The following is a 20,540-nucleotide window of genomic DNA, read 5'->3' as shown; positions in this document are numbered from 1 at the left end:
AAATGCCGCGCCTTGGCCGTTTGCGCTGCCAAACCCCGGCGAGGGGTTCATGGTGGAGATGGGCGCGATCCGGCGACCGCGCTCGCGCGCCGATCCAGGCCCGCGCGCCGTAGGCCCGCCGCCGTTCTCCGACGGGCACGCGAGGCAGGGCCCGGCCCTCGGCGCGCTGGGAGCAGGGCCACCTCGCAGGAAACCGAACGGTTCTTCTAGGCTCACATCTCGGCTTCCCTGTGGCGGTGCAGTCACTGCGCCCGCTGCTTCGAAGCCGCCGTCCACGGGGCCCCGGGCCGACCGGGGCTACCGGATCGAGCGAGGAGGACGCAATGCCAAGCACGCCGCCCAGCCGTTCCACCGGACTTGAGCCAGACGGGCCGTCCCGGGGGACCCCAGCTCCTGCCGGGTTCAGAGGGGTCATCGGGCGGAGCGGAGCGTCCGGGGCGACTCGGGCCGCGCGCTCCGGCCGACCGGTGCGACCGCTCAATACCGGCGGCGGCCGCGGAGGCGAGCGTTGAGTCCCCGAACCGTCCGGCCGCCCGTCGCGGAGGCCGTGACCACCGAACCCGCACGCACCCCGGCCGTCGTCTCCGCCGTCTCCGCTCCGTCCCTCAATGCCGAGGCGGGAGCGGCCGCCACCGCGGCCCCCACCGTCGCGGAGCCGTCCGACCCGGAGGCCGGCACTGCGACGGCCGTCCCGTCCGCCGGCACTGCGACGGCCGGACCGCCGGCCGCCGACGGGCCCACCGCGGCCCTGCCCGGCCTGCCCCAGGCGCTCAGCACCCGAGCCCGGACCCTGGCCGGCGCCGTCCGGCGCCGCTGCGCCGACCTGGCCCGGATCGAGTCGCCCAGCGGGGACGCTCCCCGACTCAACGCGCTCGCCGAGGAGTTGGCCGCCGGATTCCGCGCCACCGGGGCCACCGCGCACCGCGAGGCCGGTCCGGCCGGCGATCACCTGCTCCTCCAGTGGGACGGCCAGGACGAGAGCCTGCCGCACCTCCTGGTGGTCGGCCACCACGACACCGTCTGGCCGGTCGGCACGCTGGAGGACTGGCCGGTCACCGAACAGGACGGGATCCTCACCGGTCCCGGCGTGATCGACATGAAGGGCGGACTCGCCGTCCTCGAAGGTGCGTTCGCCCTGCTCGCCGACCTCGGCCAGCGCCCGCACCGCACCGTCCGGCTGGTCGTGGTCTCCGACGAGGAGGTCGGCAGCCCCGACGGCCGCCGCCTGGTCGAGCGCCAACTGCGCGGCGCGGCCGCCGTCCTGGGCCTCGAACCGCCCCACCCGGACGGCCGGCTCAAGACCGCGCGCCGCGGCAGCAGCCGGGTCCGGCTCACGGTCACCGGGCGGGAGGCCCACGCCGGCAACGACGCCGCCGAGGGCGTGTCCGCCGTGGACGAACTGGTCGACCAGCTGGTCGCGGTCCGCGGACTGGCCTGCCAGCCGGGCACCGAGCTCAACGCCGGGCGGATCAGCGGCGGCACCCGGGCCAACGTGGTCGCCGGCCGGGCGGAGGCCGAGCTCGGTCTGCGCTTCGCCACCGCCGAGGCCCAGCGCCGCACCCTCGACAACCTGGCCCGGCTCGCGGCGCTGCGCCCGGGGGCGCGGGTGCGGACCGAGGTGCTCTCCAGCCGTCCGGCCTGGCCGGAGCGCGCGGCGAACCCGCTGCTGCGGCACGTCCGGTCGCTCGCGGCCGTGCTCGGCCAGCAGCTGGACGGCGGCCCGGCGGGCGGCGCCGGGGACACCAATCTGCCGGGGTCGCGCGGGCTGCCGACGCTCGACGGCTTCGGCGCGGTCGGTGCGGGCGCCCACGCCAGGCACGAGCACATCCGGATCGACCAGCTGGCGCCGCGGATCGCGCTGCTGGCCGCACTCCTCGCCGTCCCGCTGCCCCGCCTGCGGGACCGCGCGGAGGGCTAGGCCCCGTCCGGTCCTAACGGGTCGGGTCGCACTCAGGGCCGGGCCGGCCGCGAACGGAGAACGGGCCCGCCGTCCCGGCAGCTGCCAGGACGGCGGGCCCGTCGGGTGCAGGGGGGCGCCGATGGACGTGGTCCCGGCCCGGCCCCCCGCCCGTCGGGCCCGGACCGGGCCTCCCGCGCCGGTCCCGCGCCCTCCCCGGCCCGCCTCCCTTGTCAGGGCGCCGCCTCACCGCGCACAATGGAACCGACCGAACGGTCAGTCGGTAGCGCGAGAGCCCGGCGGGCGGCACCGGAAGGACCCAGCCGCCCTGCCCGTCACGCCTCGCGTCCGACCGGCGACGCGAGACACGTGAGAGGGGACCGTGATGACAGCAGAGGTGGCCGAACCGGTCCCTGCCCAGACCCAGGAGGAGCTGTTCGAGGCGGTCGTCGCCGCCGAGCAGCGGATCGAGCCCCGGGACTGGATGCCCGACGCCTACCGGGCCACCCTGATCCGCCAGATCGCCCAGCACGCCCACTCCGAGATCATCGGCATGCAGCCCGAGGGCAACTGGCTCACCCGCGCCCCGTCGCTGCGCCGCAAGGCGATCCTGCTGGCCAAGGCCCAGGACGAGGCCGGTCACGGCCTCTACCTCTACGCCGCCGCCGAGACCCTCGGCGTCGACCGCGCCGAGCTCACCGAGAAGCTGATCTCCGGCCGCCAGAAGTACTCGTCGATCTTCAACTACCCGACGCTCACCTACGCCGACGTCGGCGTGATCGGCTGGCTGGTCGACGGCGCCGCGATCTGCAACCAGGTGCCGCTCTGCCGCTGCAGCTACGGCCCCTACGCCCGGGCCATGGTCCGGATCTGCAAGGAGGAGTCGTTCCACCAGCGCCAGGGCTACGAGCTGCTGATGACGCTGATGCGCGGCACCGAGGCCCAGCGCCGGATGGTCCAGGACGCGGTGGACCGCTGGTGGTGGCCGTCGCTGATGATGTTCGGCCCCTCGGACGGGGACTCGCCGAACACCGCCCGCTCGATGGCCTGGCGGATCAAGCGGCACACCAACGACGAACTGCGCCGGCGCTTCGTGGACATGACCGTCCCGCAGGCCGAGCACCTCGGCGTCACCCTGCCCGACCCGGAGCTGCGGTGGAACGAGGAGCGCGGCGGCTGGGACTTCGGCGAGCCCGACTGGTCCGAGCTGACCCGCGTGATCCACGGCCAGGGCCCGTGCAACACCGAGCGGATCGAGCGCCGCCGCGCCGCCCACGAGGACGGCGCCTGGGTGCGCGAGGCCGCCACCGCCTACGCCGGGAAGCGCCGCGCCGAGGCCGGGACCCGCACCGCCGACGAAGCCCAGAACACCCCGGAACAGGAGAACGGAAAGTGACCGAGTCCAAGGCCGGCTGGCCGCTGTACGAGGTGTTCGTGCGCCCCCGGCGCGGGCTGAACCACGTCCACGTCGGCTCGCTGCACGCGGCCGACGACCGGATGGCGCTGCTCGCCGCCCGCGACCTCTACACCCGGCGCAACGAGGGCGTCAGCCTCTGGGTGGTCCGCTCGGACGCGATCACCGCCTCCACGCCGGACGAGCGGGACCCGTTCTTCGAGCCGAGCGGCGACAAGGTCTACCGGCACCCGACCTTCTACGACATCCCCGAGGATGTCCCGCACATCTGACGGGGAGCAGCAGAACCATGACCGACGACCACGTCTACCTCAGCCTCTCCGAGGCGTCCCCCGAGCCCGAGGGCGAGGGCCGCTGGGCCTACGGCACGGGCTTCGCCGACCCGCTGCTCGGGGTCGACACGGCGGTGCCGGCCGGCCTCGACGGCGCCGACCTCGCCGCGTACTGCCTGATGCTCGGCGACGACGCGCTCGTCCTCGCCCAGCGGCTGATCGAGTGGTGCACCCGGGCGCCCGAGCTGGAGGAGGAGGTCGCGCTCGCCAACCTCGGCCTCGACCTGCTGGGCCAGGCCCGTCAGCTGCTCACCCGGGCCGGCCAGGCGGACGGCTCCGGCCGCACCGAGGACGACCTGGCGTACTGGCGCGAGGAGCACGAGTTCCGTAACGTCCGCCTGGTCGAGGCGCCCAACGGCGACTTCGCGTACTCGATCGCCCGCCTGTTGCTCTTCGCGACCGCGCGCGGCGCGCTGTACGAGGCGCTGGCCGGCCACGCCGACCCGGTGCTGGCGGCGGTCGCCGCCCGGGGCGTCAAGGAGCTCGCGTACCACCGCGAGTACGCCACGGCCTGGACGCTGCGGCTGGGCGACGGGACGCCGTACTCGGCGCAGCGGATGCAGGCCGGGCTGGACGCGGTCTGGCCGCTGCTGGAGGAGCTGTTCACGGCGCACCCGGTGGAACTGCGGGTCGGCGTGGACCCGGCGACGCTGCGCGAGCCGGTGCTGCGCTCGCTCGCCGCCGTGCTGGCCGAGGCCGGACTGGCGGTGCCGGAGGTGCCGGGGCTGGCCACGATCGGCGGCCGGGCCGGCCGGGACGGCGTGCACACCGAGGCGCTCGGGCTGCTGCTGGCCGAGCTGCAGGTGCTGGCCCGCGCGCATCCGGGGGCGACGTGGTGACCGGCACGGCGGCGACGGCGCGGGAGCGGGCCTGGGCGGTGGCCGCCGAGGTCCCCGACCCCGAGCTGCCCATGCTCACCCTCGCCGACCTGGGCGTCCTGGCCGAGGTGGAGGTCGCGGCCGCGGGTACGGTGCCGGCGGGGACGACCGAGGTGCCGGCAGCCCCCGCCGAGGCCGCGGTGACCGCCTGGCTGACGCCGACCTACTCGGGCTGCCCGGCCGTCGCCGAGATGGCGGCCGACGTGGACCGCCGCCTGCGCGCGGCCGGCTACGCGGACGTCCGGGTCAGGCTGCGGCTCGACCCGGCGTGGTCCACCGACCTGATCACCGCCGAGGGCCGCCGCAAGCTCGCCGAGGCGGGCATCGCTCCGCCGCGCTCCGCGGCGGAGCGGGCGGCTCCGGCGGCCTCCGCCGGCGCCTCGGCGACCGGCACCGCCTCGCCCCTGCTCACCCTCGGCCCCACCCGCCACCTGGTGCCCTGCCCGCTCTGCGGCGGCACCGACACCGAGGAACTGTCCCGATTCGGCTCCACCGCGTGCAAGGCGCTGTGGCGCTGCCGCGACTGCCGCGAGCCCTTCGAACGCGTCAAGGAGATCTGAATGGCCGCCGGTCCCGCCAGCACGGCCCGCCCCACCGAGACCGGCGGTCCGGCCGACCCGGTCGCCGCCGACACCGCTGCTGACGCCGGTGCCGACGCCGGCGCCGCCCCCGGTGTCCGGCCGGCCCGCCGTCCGGCCTTCCACCACCTGCGGATCGCCGAGGTGGAGCGGCTCTGCGAGGACGCCGTCGCGGTGACCTTCGCGGTGCCGGACGGGCTGGCCGACGCCTTCGCGTTCAGCCCCGGGCAGACGCTGACGCTGCGGCGGGTGGTGGACGGGGTGGACGAGCGCCGCTCGTACTCGATCTGCGCCCCGGTCGGCGGACCGCTGCGGATCGCCGTCCGGGAGGTGCCCGGCGGGCTGTTCTCCCGCTGGCTGGTGCGTGATGCCGGGGCCGGGGAGGAGGTCGAGGTGCTGACCCCGACCGGGCTCTTCACCCCCGAGCTGGGCGTGCCCGCCGACCACGTGCTGCTGGCGGCCGGCTCCGGGATCACCCCGATGCTCTCCATCGCGGCCTCGGTGCTCGCCGCCGACCGCACGTCCACCGTCACCCTGCTCTACGGCAACCGCCGCAGCGACACGGTGATGTTCGCCGACGAGCTGGCCGACCTGAAGGACCGCTACCTCGGCCGGCTCCAGCTGGTGCACGTCCTCTCCCGCGAGACCCGGGACGCCGAACTGCTCAGCGGGCGCCTCGACCCGGAGCGGGTCGAGGCGCTGCTGACGGCGCTGGTGGACGTTCAGCAGGTCGGCCACTGGTGGCTCTGCGGCCCGTTCGGCATGGTCGCCGGGGCGAAGGAGCTCCTGGCCGGCCTGGGCGTCCCGGCCGAGCGGGTGCACCAGGAGCTGTTCCACGCCGAGGACGAGCCGATCACCGAGCGCGCCGACGAGCCCGGCGCGGAGGCGGCGGATGACCGACCGCACAGCGAGGTCACCGTCGTGCTCGACGGGCGCGGCAGCACGCTCAACCTCCCGTGCGACCGCTCCATCCTGGACGGCGCGCAGCGCTCCCGCCCGGACCTGCCGTTCGCCTGCAAGGGCGGCGTTTGCGGCACCTGCCGCGCCCTGGTCACCGAGGGCGAGGTGGAGATGCGGCGCAACTTCGCGCTGGAGGAGAAGGAGGTGGCCGCCGGCTACGTCCTGACCTGCCAGGCCCGTCCGGTCACCGACCGGGTGACGGTCGACTTCGACCGCTGACCGCTGACCGCTGACCGGCGGCCGAGCCCGAGCCGGTCAGCGGGCGGCGACCGCGGCCGGGGCCGCGAGGGCGGCCGACGTGTCCGGCCGCGGCCCCTCCGGGGTCGGGGCGCCGAGCAGGCCGACGATGTCGGTCACGGCGGCCCGGCCCGCCCGGTTGGCGCCGATGGTGCTGGCCGACGGGCCGTAGCCGACCAGGTGGACGCGCGGATCGGCGGTCGCGCGGGTGCCGGTGAGCGCGATGCCGCCACCGGCGGAGCGGAGACCGAGCGGCGCGAGGTGGCCGACCTCGGGGCGGAAGCCGGTGGCCCAGACGATCGCGTCCACCGCCAGCTCCTCGTCGCCCCAGGCGACCCCGTGCTCGGTGAGGCGGTCGAACATCGGGCGGCGGTGCAGCGCGCCCAGCTCCTCGGCGCGGCGGTAGGCGACGGACGGGCCGAGCCCGGTCACGCTCACCACGCTGCGCACCGGCAGGCCCTGGCGGACGCGTTCCTCGACCTTGGCCACGACCGCGCGGCCGTACTCGGGGGTGAACGGGCCGTCGTGGAAGACGGGCGCGGTGCGGGTGACCCAGACCGTCTCCCCGACGGCCGCGACCTCGGACAGCACCTGGATCGCCGAGGCCCCGCCCCCGACCACCAGGACGCGCCGGCCGGCGAACTCCTCCGGGCCCCGGTAGGCGGCGTAGTGCAGCTGCCGGCCGGCGAAGTGGCCGGGGTAGTGGGGCAGGAAGGGGCGGGTCCAGGTGCCGGTGGCGTTGATCAGTGCGCGCGTGGACCAGGTGCCGCGGTCGGTCTCGACCAGCAGGCGCTCGCCCGGCGCGGCCTCGTGCCCGCTCGCCGGCGCGCCCTCCGTCCGGCTGTCCGACCGCACGTCCGACCGCACGTCCGGCAGCGCGTCCGTCCGGGCGTCCGGCCGGTCGGACGCGGAGCGGACCGCGAGGACGTGGACGGGGCGCACCACCGGGAGCGCGTGCCGGGCCTCGTACGCCGCGAAGTACCCCGGGACGACCTCGCGCGCGGGGGCGTCCGGGTCGGGCTCGGGCAGCTCGAAGTCGGGGAGGTCGTGGAAGCCGTGCACGGTGGCCATCCGCAGCGAGGGCGAGCGGTGGGCCCAGGCCCCGCCCGGCGCGTCGTCCGCGTCGAGCACCACGAAACCGCCGTCGGAGCCCGCCCGATAGGGGGCGAAGCCGCGGCGGCGCAGGTGGTAGGCGGCGGACAGGCCCGCCTGTCCGGCACCCACCACCACGACGTCCACCCGCGGGAGCTCGCCGCTCCGCTCTCCCCCGCCGTTGGTTGCACCGTAAACAGTCACGCTGGTGAAACATCCGGCCGAGCGGGAGTGTTCCCCTGGCGCGCCGGTCGTCCGGCCCGGTGCGCACGCCGGGCGCGGCGGGCGCGCACGCCCGCGCGGAGCCCGCCCGGGGCCCGAGCCGGTGGGCGGCGGATCAGGTCGCCGGGGAGATCACCACGGCCGTGCCGTAGGCGCAGACCTCGGTACCGATGTCGGCCGCCTGTGTGACGTCGAAACGGAACATGAGGACCGCGTTGCCGCCCCGCGCCCTGGTCTGCTCGACCAGCCGCTCCATCGCCTCGTTGCGGCTCTCCACCAGGGTCTTCGTCAGACCCCGCAGCTCGCCGCCGACCAGGGACTTCAGGGACGCACCGATCTGGCTGCCGACGTGCCGGCTGCGGACCGTCAGCCCGAAGACCTCACCGATCACGTGGTCGACCCGGAAGCCGGGGATGTCGTTGGTGGTCACCACCAGGACCTGGGCGTCCGGGCGCTGCCCGCCGCCGAATTCGTCGATGTTTGCCATGGGGCCATCCTGCGGGCTGTCCGCAGCCGCTGCCCAGAGGCGTGGCCGGGAGGGCCGGAGATGGCCTGGAGTGGGCGCTGTCGAGCCGGACCGGACCGCACCGGTGATCGGGCGACGGAAAAGCCGTACCGTAGCCCCATGGGCGAGCGAAGCGATCATCCACAGGGGCCGGGCGCGGCCGAGGACTCGGGCGCGCAGGAGATCGAGGCGACGGTGGTGCTGGGCCTGCGGATCACCAACTGGCCGGCGTTGCGCGCGGCCGCGATCGCGGCCGTGGAGGAGCTGGACTTCGAGGGCATCGACCCGGCCGGCCAACGCCGCGAGCTGCTGCGCGAGGTGGCCGAGGACGCCAACGCGGCGCTCGGCGCGCTGCTCCACCCGGACCGGCTGGTGGCGGCGATCCCGGGCGTCGAGGCGATCGGCGGCACGCTGGAGATCAGCGTCACCGAGGACTTCGCGCCCGACTTCGCCGAGCTCTTCCCGCTGGACGGCGACGAGGAGGACGGCGGCGCGGCGGGGGACTGGACGCTCACCCCGCGGACCGCCTGCCTGCTCCACGCCCAGCTGCTCGGCCTGGCCGACGCGGCGTACGACGACCTGGAGGAGCACCAGGACGAGCCGGTCGTGGACGGCGAGGAGGGGGACTGGACGGTCTTCGGCCGTCTGCCGCAGCGCACCTGGCGCATGCACCGGGGCTGGCGGCGGTCGATGGCCCGCGCCTTCGACGACCTCGCCGACGACCTCGCGCTCGGCGAGTGGCCGCTGCCGCGCTGCCTGGCCGAGGAGATCGCGCTGCGGATGGCCCTGGTGGACGCCCGAACGCTGCTCGGCGCGCAGCCGGAGTCGGTCGCCGACATGATGGGGGACCTGCCCGCCGACCTCTACGACTACGACTGGGACGGCTGTCAGGACGAGCTGTTCGGGGCCTACGGGCCGGACGACGGGGATCCGGAGCTGGACTCGGAGCAGCGCACCGAGCTGCAACTGGCGGCGACCCACCCGGAGGGGTGGTTCCTCGGGTACGAGGACGCGGAGGAGCGGGACGGGCAGCGCGGCTACCGGCGCTGACCGGCCCGACCGGGAACTGCGAACTGCGCCGGACCGGCCGGGAGGCCTCCGGCTCCCGCGGTGGGCGCGTGCCCGAGCCGTTCCGGCGGCGCGGCGGGCCGGCTCCGCGGTTAGGCTGCGGACATGTCCGAGATGTCCGACCGTGAGAGCCGGCCCGACGCCGACCGGGCCGCCCACGTGCCTGCCGGCGCCGACCGCGCCGCCCCCGACCCGGCCGCCGCCGACCCGGTGCTGGAGCGGCTGGCGCTCGGCCTCGACGGCGTGCAGGCGGCGCAGCGCGGGCGGACGGCGGAGGCCCGGGAGAGCTTCGAGCAGCTGTGGGACGCCCTCGGCGAGAGCGGTGACGTCTTCCACCGCTGCGTCCTCGCCCACTACCTGGCCGACCTGCAGGACGACCCGCACGCCGAACTGGAGTGGGACCGGCGGGCGCTGGCCGCCGCCGACTCGCTGACCGCCGAGCGGGCGCAGACCTACGAGTCCGCCCTGCAGGTCCGCGCCTTCTACCCCGCACTGCACCTCAGCCTGGCCTCCGACCACCTCAAGCTCGGCGAGCCCGACCGGGCACGCGAGGAGTTGGAGCGGGCGGTGCGGAGCCTGGACGCACTGCCCGAGGACGCGTACAGCGCCGGCATCCGCGCCGCCGTCGCCGAACTCCGGCAGCGCCTGCACTGACCCCGCGCCCGGTGCCGAACGGGCTTTGCGCCCGGTGCCGGGCGGACGCCGCGCCCGGTGCCGGGCCGAGGCCTCCGCAGGCCGCCCTGCCGGGCATCCGGAGGCCGTTGTTCAGCGTTTTTGTTCAATGACCGAGAGCCGAACTCGAACAACCCCGGTGCGCTACACCTGGAGCGCAGCACCGACCGGCGATGGGGAGAGTTCGGCAGATGACGACGCTGTGCATCGGAAACAACCGCACCGAGGAGATGGTCGGGGACCTCACCGGGATGACGCCGCTGGAGCGGGCGTTCGCCGGCTGCGGGGCCCAGCGGATGCTCTGGTTCGCCGAGGACGGTGACGTCCTGGTGCTGCCGTGGGAGCCGGAACCGGCCTACCTCGCGTACGTCACCGGGCTCACCGGGACCAGGGCGGAGAGCCTGACGGTGGTCGTGCCGCCCGCGGGCCCGGACGGCGAGGACATCCTCACCCCGGACCGCCTCGCCGACCCGGGATTCCGCCGGGAGCTGCGCCGCGTGCTGGCCGGACGGCCGGTGGGGCGGGTGCTCGCGATATCGCCGAACGCGGCCGTGGTCGACCTGGCCGCCGCGATCGGGGCCGAGGACGCCGTGCCGGGGCACGCCTTCGCCGCGCAGGGCGGCAATGCGCTGGTGAACAGCAAGGCCGTGTTCCGGGCGCTGGCCGCCGGGGCCGGGGTGCCGGTGTCGCCCGGGACGGTGGCCACCTCGCCGCAGCAGGTGGAGGCGGCCGTGAACGGGCTGCTGGAGCAGGGCCACAGCGTCATGGTGAAGGTCGAGTACCAGGCGGGCGGCTTCGGCAACGAGGTCCTCACCCGCGCCGAACAGGTCGCCCCGGCCGGCGCGCAGCGGGCGGTGGAGCTGGCGGACGCCGATGCCGTGGCCGCGTACGTGGCCGAGCGGTGGCAGTGGCTGACCGGTGGCCGCAACCAACGCGTCGTCGTGGAGCGGTACTTCGCGGACGCGGTGCCGCTGTACGCGGAGTTCTCGGTCGGCGACGGCGGCTCGGTGCTCTCCGGTTGCGGCGAGATGGTGATGGATCCGGTGGTGGTCGGGGAGATCACCCCGCCGGTCACCCCGGACGCCGGTGTGCGGGCCGAACTCGTCGACCAGGCGGCGCGGTTGTGCGAGTCGCTGCGGGTGCTCGGGTACCGGGGGACGGTCAGCGCCGACGCCTTCCTCACCCCCAAGGGCGAGTTGTACTTCAGCGAGACCAACGGGCGGCTGACCGGCTCGACCCACCTGCACGACGCGTTGTTCGCCCGCCTGGTCGGGGCCGAACACCGCGCCGACCGGGTGATCCTGGAGCTGGCGGGGCTGCACGTGCCGTCCTTCCCGGAGGCCGTCGCGGCGGTCGGGCGGGCCGGGCTGGCCTTCGACCCGCGGACGCGCACCGGCGTGGTGTTCAGCGCGGACTTCGGCCCGGCCGACGGCTCGGTGATGTACTGCGTGGTCGCCGAGGACGCGGCGGCGGCCCGCGCCGCCGAGAGCCGTCTGCTCGCGTTGTTCGCGCAGTGACACGCGACGGCGAACGGGTCGGCCCGGGCGCCCCGGAGGGTGACCCCGGCGGCGGCACCGCGGCCGTCGGCCCCGCCGGCGGGCCCTCGGAGATGCGTGCCGCGGTGATCCGGTCCTATGGCGGGCCGGAGGTCCTGCGCACCGAGACCGTGCCCGAACCCGTCGCCGGGCCGGGCCGGGTGCTGATCGACGTGACCCTGGCCGGTCTCAACTACGCGGACCTGCACTGCCGTGAGGGGTCCTACGGACGCTACCCGCTGCCCGCCGTGCTCGGCGCCGACGTGGTCGGCCGGCGGCGCGGCGACGGCCGGCGGGTCGCAGCGCTGCTCCGCTCGGGCGGCGGCTACGCCGAAGTGGCCTGCGCCGATCCGGCGTTCACGGTGGAGGTGCCCGACGGGGTGAGCGACGAGCAGGCGCTGGCGCTGCTGGAGCAGGGGGCGACGGCCTACGGCGCGCTGACCCTGCTGGGGCGGATCCGGCCGGGCGAGCGGGTCGCGGTGACGGCTGCGGCCGGCGGCGTCGGGCACCTCGCGGTGCAGCTGGCCCGGGAGTTGGGCGCGGGCCGGGTCCTCGGCGTGGCCTCGACCGAGACGAAGCGGGCGTTCGTCCGCTCGCTGGGGGCCGACGCCGTGTTCGACCCGGCGGACCCGCGGCTGGCCGAACTGCTCGGCGAGGCGGGCGGCGTGGACCTCTTCGTGGACTCGGTCGGCGGCGGGGTGCTGCGCTCCGGGCTGGCGGCGCTGGCGCCGTTCGGCCGACTGCTCTCGGTCGGCGCCCGCGGCGGTCCCGAGGAGTCGTTCTCGGTGGCCGAGCTGGCCGAGGGGTCGGTCGGCGTGCTCGGCTTCTGGCTCCAGCACGTGCTGGACGACCGGGCGTTGTTCGCGGACGTCGCGGCCCGCCTGTTCGGGCTGGCCGAGCGGCGGCGGCTGGTGGCGCGGATCGACCGCGTCGTCCCGCTCGCCGGGGCGGCCGCCGCGCACCGGGCGATGGGTGCGCGCGAGACGATGGGCAAGGTGCTCGTGGACGTGCGGGCCTAGCGCGAGGCGCGGGCTGCGGAGTCCGGCGAGCGGATCCACGGATCCGTCCGCCGGACTCCGCCCAGCGGGCGCCCTGCCGCCGGTCAGTAACCGGCGACCTCGTCCAGGCCGTGGCCGCGCAGCGGGACCAGGAAGCTGCGCTCGAACACCACCACCACCTCGCCGGTGGACTTGGTCCCGGTGGTGCGGCAGCTGACGATGCCCTGCCCGGCGCGGCTCTTGGAGAGCCGCTTGGCCAGCGTCTCGGTCTCCGCGTAGAGGGTGTCGCCGGTGAACACCGGGTGGGTCATCCGGATGTTCTCCCAGCCGAGGTTGGCGATGGTCCGCCCGCTGGTGGAGCGGGCGGTCATGCCCCCGACGATGCTGAGCGTCACCAGGCTGGAGACGATCGGCCGCCCCCACGGGGTGTGCTCGCTGTACGCGGCGTCGATGTGCAGCGGCGCGTCGTTCATGCTGAGCATGCTCATCAGCACGTTGTCCAGCTCGGTGACGGTGCGCCCCGGGCGGTGCTCGACCACGTCGCCGACGGTGAACTCCTCGTAGTAGCGGCCGACCACCTCGCGGTAGCGCCGCTGCCCGATCCGCCGGTAGCCGGCCGGCTCGGGTTCGGGCGCGGCCGCGTCCGGGAGGTCGCCGGCGGCCGCGGGGCGCAGCTCGGGGGTGCGGTGGTCTGCGGACAGGGGTTCGGGCATGGTGCGGGTGCTCCCAGGTGTCAGAGGTCGGCGGTGAGTTCCTTGACGTGGCCGGCGAACTCGGTGATCAGGCGCTCGTCCATGTCGGCGCGCATCATCAGCCGCAGTCCGGCCTCGCCCTTGGGGACGATCGGGAAGAACACCGCCGAGCTGTAGAAGCCGCGCTCGAAGAGCTGGGCGGAGAGCTTGACCGCGCGCTCGGCGTCGCCCACGTCCACGCGCCGCACGGGCAGGCCGTTGCCGGCGAAGCTCGTCGGCAGGAGCTCGTCGAAGAGCTCGATGTTGCGGTTCAACCGGCCCTGCAGCTCGGCAAGTTCGGGCGAGCGGTGGATGGCCGCGCTGCCGAGCGAGGCGCCGACCAGCGGGAGCGCGACGTTCTGCGACCAGCCGACCGGGCCGGCGTGCCGGTGCAGGAACTCGAACTGCTCCCGGTTGCCGAGCATGGCGATGCCGCCGCCGGTGCCGAAGCCCTTGCCGAGACTGGCGACGATCACCGTCCGCGGGTTCATCTCCAGCCGGGACCGGACGAAGCCCTCGCCGCGCTCGCCCATGATGGAGAGCGAGTGGGAGTCGTCGATGTAGAGGAACAGCCCGTAGCGGTCCTGGAGTTCGAGCAGGCCGTCGAGCGCCGCCGCGCCGCCCATCGAGTACGCCCCGTCCGCCACGTAGGCGACCCGCGGGTACTTGCGGCAGATGTCCTCCAGGTAGTCCAGGTCGTTGTGGGGGCAGTTGAGGACCAGCGCCTCGTCCGCGCAGATCGGCTTCACGTAGGCCATGCAGAAGTGGCAGAACCGGTCGAAGACCATCACCCGGGGACCGTCGGTGCTGCCGTCGCAGCGGTCGTTCAGGTGGCCGGAGGCGACCAGCGGCAGGATGCCGGCGGTGAGCGAGGTGCAGGAGGCGCCGGGGAGGATGTGCGCGCCGAACAGATCGCCCAGCTCCTCCTCCAGGCGGACCAGCAGGTTGTGCCGGATCCGGGTGGTGGAGGTGACCAGCCAGGTGCTCCGGGACTCGGTGAGCGCGTCCACCGCGCCGGCCGCGACCTGCGGGTGGTTGTTCAGTCCGAGGTACGCGCAGGAGACCATGTTGGCGAACTCGTGGCCGCTCTCGCGGACGATCAGCCGGTTGTTGGACTCCGAGTCCACCTTGATGCCGATCAGGCCGTTGGCGCCGGCGGCCTGCCAGACCGGATCGGCGGTGGCGAGCATCGCCGCCGCGTTGCGGTAGCGGCGCGGGCCCTGGACGGACTCCGCCGGCTCGGTTGCCTCGGTCATCGTCAGTTCTCCTTCGTCTCGTTCGGTTCGGGTGGGGCGAACTGCTCGATCAGGCGCTGCGAGGCCTCGAAGAAGGGCATGCCGACCATCACGCCGTCCACGACGGTGACCGAGCGGCCGTTCTCCCGGCCCGCCTCGACCACCCGGCGGGCCCGCTCCAGCAGTTGCTCGTCCGGGCTGAACGCCTCGTTGATCAGGGGGAGTTGGCGCGGGTGCACGGCGATCTTGCCGCTGAATCCGAAGTCCCGCGCCAGCGCGGCCTCGTGGCGCAGCCCGGCCAGGTCGGCGACCTCGAAGAACGGCGCGTCCATCGCCTCCACCCCGGCGGCACGGGCGCTGTTGACCAGCCGGCCGCGGGCGTGCGCGAGGGCGTCCCAGGAGAGCCGGGCGCCGACCGCGAACGCGTAGTCGGCCGAGCCGAAGACCAGTCCGCGCAGCCGGTGGCCGGCCGTCGCGATGGCGGGGGCGTGCTCGATGCCCAGCGGCGTCTCGACGACGGCGAGGAACTCCGTGTCCGGGCAGTCCGGTCCGAGCGCGCCGGCCGCGATCTCGATGTCGCGGGGGGACTCCGCCATCGGCACCAGCACGATGTCCGGCTTCACCCGGTAGCGGCTGATCGCGATCAGGTCGCGCAGACCGTCCGGCCCGCAGAGGGCGTTGATGCGTACGGCGCTCCGGGCGAGCTTCGTGGTCGGCAGGTCGAAGAACTCCTCGGCGAGCCGGCGGGCCTCCTCCTTCCGTGCGGGCGGGACCGAGTCCTCCAGGTCGACCATGGCGATATCGGCCCCGGACTGATGGCTCTTGGCGTACCGCTCCACCGCCATCGCGGGTGTGGACAGCAGGGAACGGCAGTACCGCGTGAACTTCATGGGAAATCTCCGAAGTCAGCGAAGTCTGCGGCTCCCGGTTCTATCCCACCGGCATTGTTCGGCGCCGAGCGACTGGACATTGAACATCAACTCGGAACAACCGGCTCGTGCGTCCCATTGTTTGACGCCAACGGTGCTGCGCATGATGAATCCGGGGGATGGACACCGGAAGGTCGCCACTTCGACGGAGAAGAGGACTGCAGTGCCGCGTCGGGAGAGTCCGCTGGACGAAGGGGATGGGCCGCTGCTGCGGTTCGCGAGCGATCTACGGGCGTTGCGGGAACGGGCCGGCAGCCCGCCCTACCGCCAACTGGCCGTCCGGGCGCACTGTTCGGCGGCCAGCCTCTCGGTGGCTGCGGGCGGTCGGCGGCTGCCCAGCCTCGCCGTGACGCTGGCGTACGTCCAGGCGTGCGGCGGGGACGTCCGCGAGTGGCAGCACCGCTGGCAGTTGCTGGCGGCCGTGCTGGCCGCGGACACCGCCGCGCGGCGGCGATCCCAGGACGCCGGGCGGGCCCCCTACCCCGGGGCGGCGGCCTTCGAGGCGGTGGACGCGGAGCGGTTCTTCGGGCGCGAGGCGCTGCTGGACCGGTTGGTCGGGCTGCTCGACGAGCGGCGCCTGGTGGTGGTCACCGGGCCGTCCGGCGTCGGAAAGTCCTCGCTGGTCCGGGCCGGGCTGCTCGCCCGGCTCGCCGGGGGGCCGGCCGCCGGCGGCGTCCGGGGCGCGGGCGGCGGGGTGCCGGGGGAGGACGCGCCGGGCGGCGGAGTGCCGGGCCGTGGGGCTCCCGGCGGTGCGGGCGCGCACGGCGGAGCCGCCGGCCGGAGGCCCGGGCGGGGGAGCGGCCGGGGGCCGGGCGGGGCGGACACCGTGCCGGTGGCCCTGCTCACCCCCGGGGAGCGCCCGATGGAGGCGTACATGCTGGCGTTGGCCCGGCTCGGGCAGCGAGCCGGGGAGGCGCGAGGTGCGCGCGGCGGCCGGGCGGCGGGGGCGGGCCCCGCGGGCCCGGTCCTGGTGGTCGACCAGGGGGAGGAGTTACGCACGCGCTGCCGGGACGCCGCGGAGCGCGCGCGCTTCCTGGACACCCTGGTGGCGGTCGCGGAGGGCCGGGCGGACGGCCCCGGGGCCGGCGGACTCGGTGCCGACGGGATCGCGGCCGGCGGACTCGGGGCGGACGCCTTCGGTGCAGACGGGCTCGGCGGACCCGGCACCGGGCCCGCCGGGCTCGGGCCGTGCCGGGTGGTGCTGGTGCTCCGCTCCGACCAGGTGGCCGCGCTCCAGGCGGAGCACCGGGGGCTGGCCGCGGTCGTCCACGGCGCCGTCCTGGACGTCGGCCCGCCGGCACCGGACGAACTGCGCCGGGCGATCACCGAACCGGCGCTCCGGGCCGGCTGCACCGTCGAGGGCGCCCTGCTCGCCGTCCTGATCTCCACCGCCGCCCGACAGCCCGGCGCACTGCCGCTGCTCTCGGCCGCCCTGTTGGAGACCTGGCGCAGGCGCAGCGGCAACGCCCTCACCCTGGCCGGCTTCCAGGCCACCGGCGGGTTCGAGGGAGCGCTGGCCCGGACGGCCGAGGCGTTGTTCAACGGACTGGACGCGGCGGACCGGGAGCGGGCGAAGGCGGTCTTCCTGCGGCTCGGCGGCCGGCCGCCGACGGGAGCCGGCGGCGACGGGGCGCACCAGCCCGTCGGACGGCGGGAGTTCGACGATCCGGGCGTTCCCGGGGTGCTCGAACGACTGGTCCGGGCCCGGCTGGTGGTCCTGGACCGGGACACCGTGGAGCTGGCCCATCACGCGCTGCCGCAGGCCTGGCCCCGGCTCCGCGACTGGCTGGCCGAGGGGCGGGAGACGATCGTCGAACACCGCCGGCTCACCGAGGCGGCGCACAGCTGGGCGGCGGCCGACCGTGACCCGGAACTGCTCTACCGGGGTGGACGGCTGGAGGGGGTGCGACGGCAGGTGGCGGCCGGCGAGCTGGTGCCGGGCGGCGTCGAGCGCGCCTTCCTGGCGGCCGCCGTCCGTGCGGCGGCGGCCGACCGGCGCCGGGCCCGGCGGCAGAGCCTGGCCGTGGCCGGGATCGCGGCGGCCGGTGGGGCGCTGCTGACCCTGGCGAGCGGGAGCCGGATCCGCCGCGTCCTGCGGGTTTGATCAGCGTCGGGAAAGCGGCGTTGAACAACGGGCCGGTCAATCACCGGGCCGATCGGGCGGAGCCGGGAATGTCGATCACTCCCTTGCGTGGCCGTCGGGCGGCCGGGTAGCTTGGCGATCGATCCCGGCTCACGCAATCCGTGAATTCGCCTGTCCGGCCGGTGATTTCCCGTCCGTCGCGGCCGGCCTCGGCCGGGTCGGCGGTTTCTCCGAGGTTCGAGGTAATTCCGTCGCAGGAGCGGGCCGTTCGGTATCCGCTTCCGCCGGATGTTCTCGTTCTTCCCCGCCGGTACCGATGTTCGGCCGATTCCGGCTGCCCGCTGTTCGCTGTCCGATCCGTTCCGAATCCACGCTGTTCCGCCACGTGTCAAGGGGGAGTCATGTCCGAGTCGACGCGCCCGGTTGCGCCGGCCCGTCCGGTCCACAGCTGGGACGAGTTCACCACGCTGCGCGAGGTGGTGGTCGGCACCGCCGTGGGCGCCCGGCTGCCCGAGCAGACCGACCCGTCGTCCTGGCTCTCCTGCTTCCCGAAGACCGGCGCCGCGGAGCTCGCCGCGATCGAGGTCGGCGCCTACCCGCAGCAGGTCGTGGAGGAGACCGAGGAGGATCTCGACGCGCTGGTCGCCACCCTCCGCGGGCTGGGCGTGACCGTCCACCAGCCCCGAGTCGTCGACCACGCGGCCGCGTTCTCCGCGCCCGCCTGGAAGGCCGACGGCGGCTTCCACTCCTACTGCCCGCGCGACCTCACGCTGGTCGTCGGGGAGACGGTGATCGAGGTGGCGAGCCCGATGCGCCACCGCTACTTCGAAGTGTTCGGCCTGCGCGACCTCTTCCAGGAGTACCTGCTCGGCGGCGCCCGCTGGCTCTCCGCGCCGCGGCCCCGACTCGACGACGGGCTCTTCGAGTTCGACGCCGACGGCCTGCCGCTGCTGGGCGAGGCCGAGCCCGTCTTCGACGCCGCCAACGTGCTCCGGCTCGGCCGCGACGTCTTCTACCAGGTCTCCCGCAGCGGCAACGAACTCGGCCTGAAGTGGCTGGAGTCGACGCTCGGCCTGCTGGGCGACCTCAGGCTCCACCCGCTGCGCGACATCTACGGCTACACCCACATCGACAGCACCATCGCGCTGCTGCGTCCGGGGCTGGTGCTGCTCAACCCGGAGCGGATCAGCCCCGAGACGGTGCCCGAGCCGCTGCGCGGCTGGGACATCCTCTGGTGCCCGCCCGCCGAGCCGTCGGCGGACTCGCCCGAGCACGCGCTCAGCGAGAGCTGGATCAGCATGAACCTCCTGATGATCAGCCCGGACACGGCGATCGTGGAGTCGGGGCAGCACAGCCTGATCAAGCAGCTGGAGCACGCCGGCATCACCGTCCTGCCGCACCGGCTGCGGCACTCGCGGGTGCTCGGCGGCGGGTTCCACTGCGTGACACTGGACATCCGGCGCGACGGCGGACCGGAGGACTACCTCTCCTGATCCTGTCCCCGGGCCGGCCGCGCCCCTTCCCCGGCGGCTCCGGCTCCGGCCGTGGCCGCGCCTGCGGTGATCGTCGCGGAGCGGGGGCTGGCATGCTTGACGGGTGACTTCTCCGTTCGATGCTCCCGTCCCTGCCCCTGCTCCCGAGGACCGCGATGCGCGGCCGCAGTACGTGCTCCCGCTGCTCGTCCGGCTGGAGAAGGCGACTCCGCCCGGGCGAACCGACGCACTGGAGACCTCGGCGCGCGCCGTGCTCACCCTGCTGGCCGACCCCCGGGTCACCGAGGAGGACGGCGAGTGGGCGGAGCAGGTGGCGGCCTGGGAGGATGCCCGGATCCGCAAGGTGGTCCGCCGGGCGCGGGGCGGCGAGTGGCGCAAGGCCGGCGAGCTGCCGGGCATCACGGTGACCGGTCAGGAGGCCGAGGTGCGGGTGTTCCCGCCGGTCCCGCTCGACGGCTGGCCGAAGGAGCTCGCGAAGCTCCAGGTCTCCGGCACCGACCTGGAGGAGACCGGCCCGGTGGAGGGCGCCGAGGCCGGCATCCCGGTGCTCTGGCTGAACCCGGAGCTGGAGATGAGCGCCGGCAAGACCATGGCCCAGACCGGCCACGCGGCCCAGCTCGCCTGGTGGCGGCTGAGCGACGCGCAGCGCAAGGAGTGGGCCGAGTCGGGCTTCGCCCTGGCGGTCCGCACCGCCACGCCCGACGCCTGGGCGGAGCTGGTGGCGAGCGGGCTGCCGCTGGTCCAGGACGCGGGCTTCACGGAGATCGCCCCCGGGAGCTGCACGGTCGTCGCCGACCACCCGGCACTGCGCGGGTGACGCCGCGGGCCGGAGACGGACGGCAGCGGGCAGCGTCCGCACGCTGTTCGCTGCCGTCCGTCGGCGTCCCTCGGTGTCCCCCGGCGCCCGTTCAGGCGGCGTAGCGGCGGATCGAGCGCAGTCCGCCGTAGGCAGCGGCGGCGGTCCAGAGCGCCATGATCAGCAGGGCGGTCCAGTGGCCGTAGTGGACGGCCGGGTCCATCTGGGTCTGCATCGCGTACAGCCCGGCCCGGTCGGGGAGGAACCGGCCCACCTCGCTGACCCCGGGGATCGCGGCCAGGAAGGTCGTGCCGAGGAAGAGCATCGGTGTCAGCACGCCGAGCGCTGCACTGAAGTTGCGCATCATGGCGGTCAGGCCGAGGCAGAGCATCACCAGCAGCGGGTGGTAGAGCACACCGGCGAGGAAGCTGCGCCCGAGGCCCGGGGTGGACAGGTCGAGGCCGACGGTGGTGGCGACCGCGAGGAACGAGCCCGCGGTGGAGACCAGCCCCACCAGCAGCCCCAGACCGGCGCCGACCGCCAGCTTCGCGCCGTAGAGGCGCCCGCGCCGGGGGACGGCGGTGAGCGAGACGCCGATCATGCGGGTGTTGAACTCCTGCCCGAGCAGCAGGACCCCGATGCAGGCGACGGCGACGTGGCCGAAGAGCAGGCCGTAGTAGATCCCGCCGGCCGGGTCCTCGCCGGGGGTGTGGTCGACGGTCCCGTACGCGATGTTGACGAGGACGGTGATGCCGACGGTGAGTGCGACGGCGACGAGCGGGGTGATCCACTGGGACCGGAGCGTGGTGAACTTGACCCGCTCGGAGCGGAGCACCGCAAGGGCGGAGGTCATCGGCTTCCTCTTCTGACTGGTTCGGGTGACGG

19 protein-coding genes are annotated in these 20,540 nt (G+C 74.9%); 13 read left to right on the top strand and 6 right to left on the bottom strand.

All coding sequences use genetic code 11. From position 1 onward, the window contains the following. Window positions 1–547 precede the first annotated feature (547 nt). The 6 genes from ACIPSC_RS15275 to paaE all read left to right on the top strand — a co-directional run bounded on the left by ACIPSC_RS15275 (window position 548) and on the right by paaE (window position 6,278). The gene (locus ACIPSC_RS15275; protein WP_400826015.1) at window positions 548–1,918 is read left to right on the top strand and encodes a M20/M25/M40 family metallo-hydrolase; all 1,371 of its coding nucleotides are present in this window, start codon (window positions 548–550) and stop codon (window positions 1,916–1,918) included. A 364-nt stretch (window positions 1,919–2,282) separates the two neighbouring features. Then, a complete protein-coding gene (gene paaA, locus ACIPSC_RS15270) occupies window positions 2,283–3,293 on the top strand; it encodes a 1,2-phenylacetyl-CoA epoxidase subunit PaaA (protein ID WP_400826013.1) in 1,011 nt (336 codons plus the stop codon). Then, on the top strand, window positions 3,290–3,583 hold the full coding sequence (gene paaB, locus ACIPSC_RS15265) for a 1,2-phenylacetyl-CoA epoxidase subunit PaaB (protein ID WP_030056311.1): 294 nt from the start codon (window positions 3,290–3,292) through the stop codon (window positions 3,581–3,583). Before paaA ends, paaB begins: the two co-directional genes overlap by 4 nt. A gap of 17 nt (window positions 3,584–3,600) precedes the next feature. Next, complete coding sequence (gene paaC / locus ACIPSC_RS15260) at window positions 3,601–4,482, top strand: 1,2-phenylacetyl-CoA epoxidase subunit PaaC (protein ID WP_400826011.1); 882 nt, start codon at window positions 3,601–3,603, stop codon at window positions 4,480–4,482. After that, window positions 4,476–5,081, top strand: a complete 606-nt coding sequence (gene paaD / locus ACIPSC_RS15255; protein ID WP_400826010.1) for a 1,2-phenylacetyl-CoA epoxidase subunit PaaD — start codon at window positions 4,476–4,478, stop codon at window positions 5,079–5,081. The genes paaC and paaD overlap by 7 nt, the downstream gene beginning before the upstream one ends. After that, window positions 5,082–6,278 (top strand): 1,2-phenylacetyl-CoA epoxidase subunit PaaE, encoded by a 1,197-nt coding sequence (paaE, locus tag ACIPSC_RS15250; protein ID WP_400826009.1) that lies wholly within the window; start codon window positions 5,082–5,084, stop codon window positions 6,276–6,278. Between the two features lie 36 nt (window positions 6,279–6,314). Here the strand turns inward: paaE and ACIPSC_RS15245 are convergent, their stop codons facing one another. Both ACIPSC_RS15245 and ACIPSC_RS15240 read right to left on the bottom strand, forming a co-directional pair. Next, window positions 6,315–7,592: an NAD(P)-binding domain-containing protein gene (locus ACIPSC_RS15245; protein WP_400826007.1), complete on the bottom strand. Its 1,278-nt coding sequence runs from the start codon at window positions 7,590–7,592 to the stop codon at window positions 6,315–6,317. Window positions 7,593–7,725: 133 nt separating this feature from the next. Continuing rightward, window positions 7,726–8,097, bottom strand: a complete 372-nt coding sequence (locus ACIPSC_RS15240) for a YbjQ family protein (RefSeq protein ID WP_313766327.1) — start codon at window positions 8,095–8,097, stop codon at window positions 7,726–7,728. 138 nt (window positions 8,098–8,235) lie between these two features. Between ACIPSC_RS15240 and ACIPSC_RS15235 the strand changes: the two genes are divergently transcribed. The 4 genes from ACIPSC_RS15235 (at window position 8,236) to ACIPSC_RS15220 (ending at window position 12,409) form a co-directional block, all read left to right on the top strand. After that, window positions 8,236–9,165, top strand: coding sequence for a hypothetical protein (locus ACIPSC_RS15235; protein WP_400826006.1), 930 nt, complete (start codon window positions 8,236–8,238; stop codon window positions 9,163–9,165). A gap of 123 nt (window positions 9,166–9,288) precedes the next feature. Further along, window positions 9,289–9,837: a hypothetical protein gene (locus tag ACIPSC_RS15230; protein WP_400826005.1), complete on the top strand. Its 549-nt coding sequence runs from the start codon at window positions 9,289–9,291 to the stop codon at window positions 9,835–9,837. 209 nt (window positions 9,838–10,046) lie between these two features. Continuing rightward, window positions 10,047–11,372, top strand: coding sequence for a peptide ligase PGM1-related protein (locus ACIPSC_RS15225; protein ID WP_400826004.1), 1,326 nt, complete (start codon window positions 10,047–10,049; stop codon window positions 11,370–11,372). Further along, window positions 11,369–12,409, top strand: a complete 1,041-nt coding sequence (locus ACIPSC_RS15220; RefSeq protein ID WP_400826003.1) for a zinc-binding alcohol dehydrogenase family protein — start codon at window positions 11,369–11,371, stop codon at window positions 12,407–12,409. Before ACIPSC_RS15225 ends, ACIPSC_RS15220 begins: the two co-directional genes overlap by 4 nt. Window positions 12,410–12,492: 83 nt before the next feature. Here ACIPSC_RS15220 and ACIPSC_RS15215 read toward each other — a convergent pair whose 3' ends face one another. The 3 genes from ACIPSC_RS15215 to ACIPSC_RS15205 are packed head-to-tail and all read right to left on the bottom strand — an operon-like array spanning window position 12,493 to window position 15,244. Continuing rightward, the gene (locus tag ACIPSC_RS15215; RefSeq protein ID WP_400826001.1) at window positions 12,493–13,101 is read right to left on the bottom strand and encodes a MaoC family dehydratase; all 609 of its coding nucleotides are present in this window, start codon (window positions 13,099–13,101) and stop codon (window positions 12,493–12,495) included. A 20-nt stretch (window positions 13,102–13,121) separates the two neighbouring features. Further along, window positions 13,122–14,375 (bottom strand): aminotransferase class I/II-fold pyridoxal phosphate-dependent enzyme, encoded by a 1,254-nt coding sequence (locus ACIPSC_RS15210; protein WP_400826000.1) that lies wholly within the window; start codon window positions 14,373–14,375, stop codon window positions 13,122–13,124. Window positions 14,376–14,377: 2 nt separating this feature from the next. Then, entirely contained in the window at window positions 14,378–15,244 is an 867-nt protein-coding gene (locus ACIPSC_RS15205; RefSeq protein ID WP_400825999.1) for an HpcH/HpaI aldolase/citrate lyase family protein, read from the bottom strand. Between the two features lie 202 nt (window positions 15,245–15,446). Between ACIPSC_RS15205 and ACIPSC_RS15200 the strand changes: the two genes are divergently transcribed. From ACIPSC_RS15200 to ACIPSC_RS15190, 3 genes are all read left to right on the top strand, one after another. Further along, entirely contained in the window at window positions 15,447–17,387 is a 1,941-nt protein-coding gene (locus tag ACIPSC_RS15200) for an ATP-binding protein (protein WP_400825998.1), read from the top strand. A gap of 380 nt (window positions 17,388–17,767) precedes the next feature. Then, on the top strand, window positions 17,768–18,859 hold the full coding sequence (locus ACIPSC_RS15195; RefSeq protein WP_400825996.1) for an inosamine-phosphate amidinotransferase 1: 1,092 nt from the start codon (window positions 17,768–17,770) through the stop codon (window positions 18,857–18,859). A 103-nt stretch (window positions 18,860–18,962) separates the two neighbouring features. Beyond that, window positions 18,963–19,676, top strand: coding sequence for an aminoacyl-tRNA hydrolase (locus tag ACIPSC_RS15190; protein WP_400825995.1), 714 nt, complete (start codon window positions 18,963–18,965; stop codon window positions 19,674–19,676). Window positions 19,677–19,767: 91 nt separating this feature from the next. Here the strand turns inward: ACIPSC_RS15190 and ACIPSC_RS15185 are convergent, their stop codons facing one another. Then, the gene (locus tag ACIPSC_RS15185) at window positions 19,768–20,508 is read right to left on the bottom strand and encodes a hypothetical protein (protein WP_400825994.1); all 741 of its coding nucleotides are present in this window, start codon (window positions 20,506–20,508) and stop codon (window positions 19,768–19,770) included. Window positions 20,509–20,540 lie beyond the last annotated feature (32 nt).

The organism is Kitasatospora sp. NPDC090091 (assembly GCF_044747365.1).
GTDB lineage: Bacteria > Actinomycetota > Actinomycetes > Streptomycetales > Streptomycetaceae > Kitasatospora.
Note: the sequence above shows the minus strand (reverse complement) of the source record. Positions and strands in the feature narration are given on the sequence as shown.

Coding starts and splice junctions, on each gene's coding strand:
- ACIPSC_RS15230 (WP_400826005.1), top strand. CDS start 9,289: ATGTCCGAGATGTCCGACCGTGAGAGCCGGCCCGACGCCGACCGGGCC.
- paaC (WP_400826011.1), top strand. CDS start 3,601: ATGACCGACGACCACGTCTACCTCAGCCTCTCCGAGGCGTCCCCCGAG.
- paaA (WP_400826013.1), top strand. CDS start 2,283: ATGACAGCAGAGGTGGCCGAACCGGTCCCTGCCCAGACCCAGGAGGAG.
- ACIPSC_RS15195 (WP_400825996.1), top strand. CDS start 17,768: ATGTCCGAGTCGACGCGCCCGGTTGCGCCGGCCCGTCCGGTCCACAGC.
- ACIPSC_RS15210 (WP_400826000.1), bottom strand. CDS start 14,375: ATGACCGAGGCAACCGAGCCGGCGGAGTCCGTCCAGGGCCCGCGCCGC.
- ACIPSC_RS15235 (WP_400826006.1), top strand. CDS start 8,236: ATGGGCGAGCGAAGCGATCATCCACAGGGGCCGGGCGCGGCCGAGGAC.
- ACIPSC_RS15205 (WP_400825999.1), bottom strand. CDS start 15,244: ATGAAGTTCACGCGGTACTGCCGTTCCCTGCTGTCCACACCCGCGATG.
- ACIPSC_RS15225 (WP_400826004.1), top strand. CDS start 10,047: ATGACGACGCTGTGCATCGGAAACAACCGCACCGAGGAGATGGTCGGG.
- paaE (WP_400826009.1), top strand. CDS start 5,082: ATGGCCGCCGGTCCCGCCAGCACGGCCCGCCCCACCGAGACCGGCGGT.
- ACIPSC_RS15215 (WP_400826001.1), bottom strand. CDS start 13,101: ATGCCCGAACCCCTGTCCGCAGACCACCGCACCCCCGAGCTGCGCCCC.
- ACIPSC_RS15240 (WP_313766327.1), bottom strand. CDS start 8,097: ATGGCAAACATCGACGAATTCGGCGGCGGGCAGCGCCCGGACGCCCAG.
- ACIPSC_RS15185 (WP_400825994.1), bottom strand. CDS start 20,508: ATGACCTCCGCCCTTGCGGTGCTCCGCTCCGAGCGGGTCAAGTTCACC.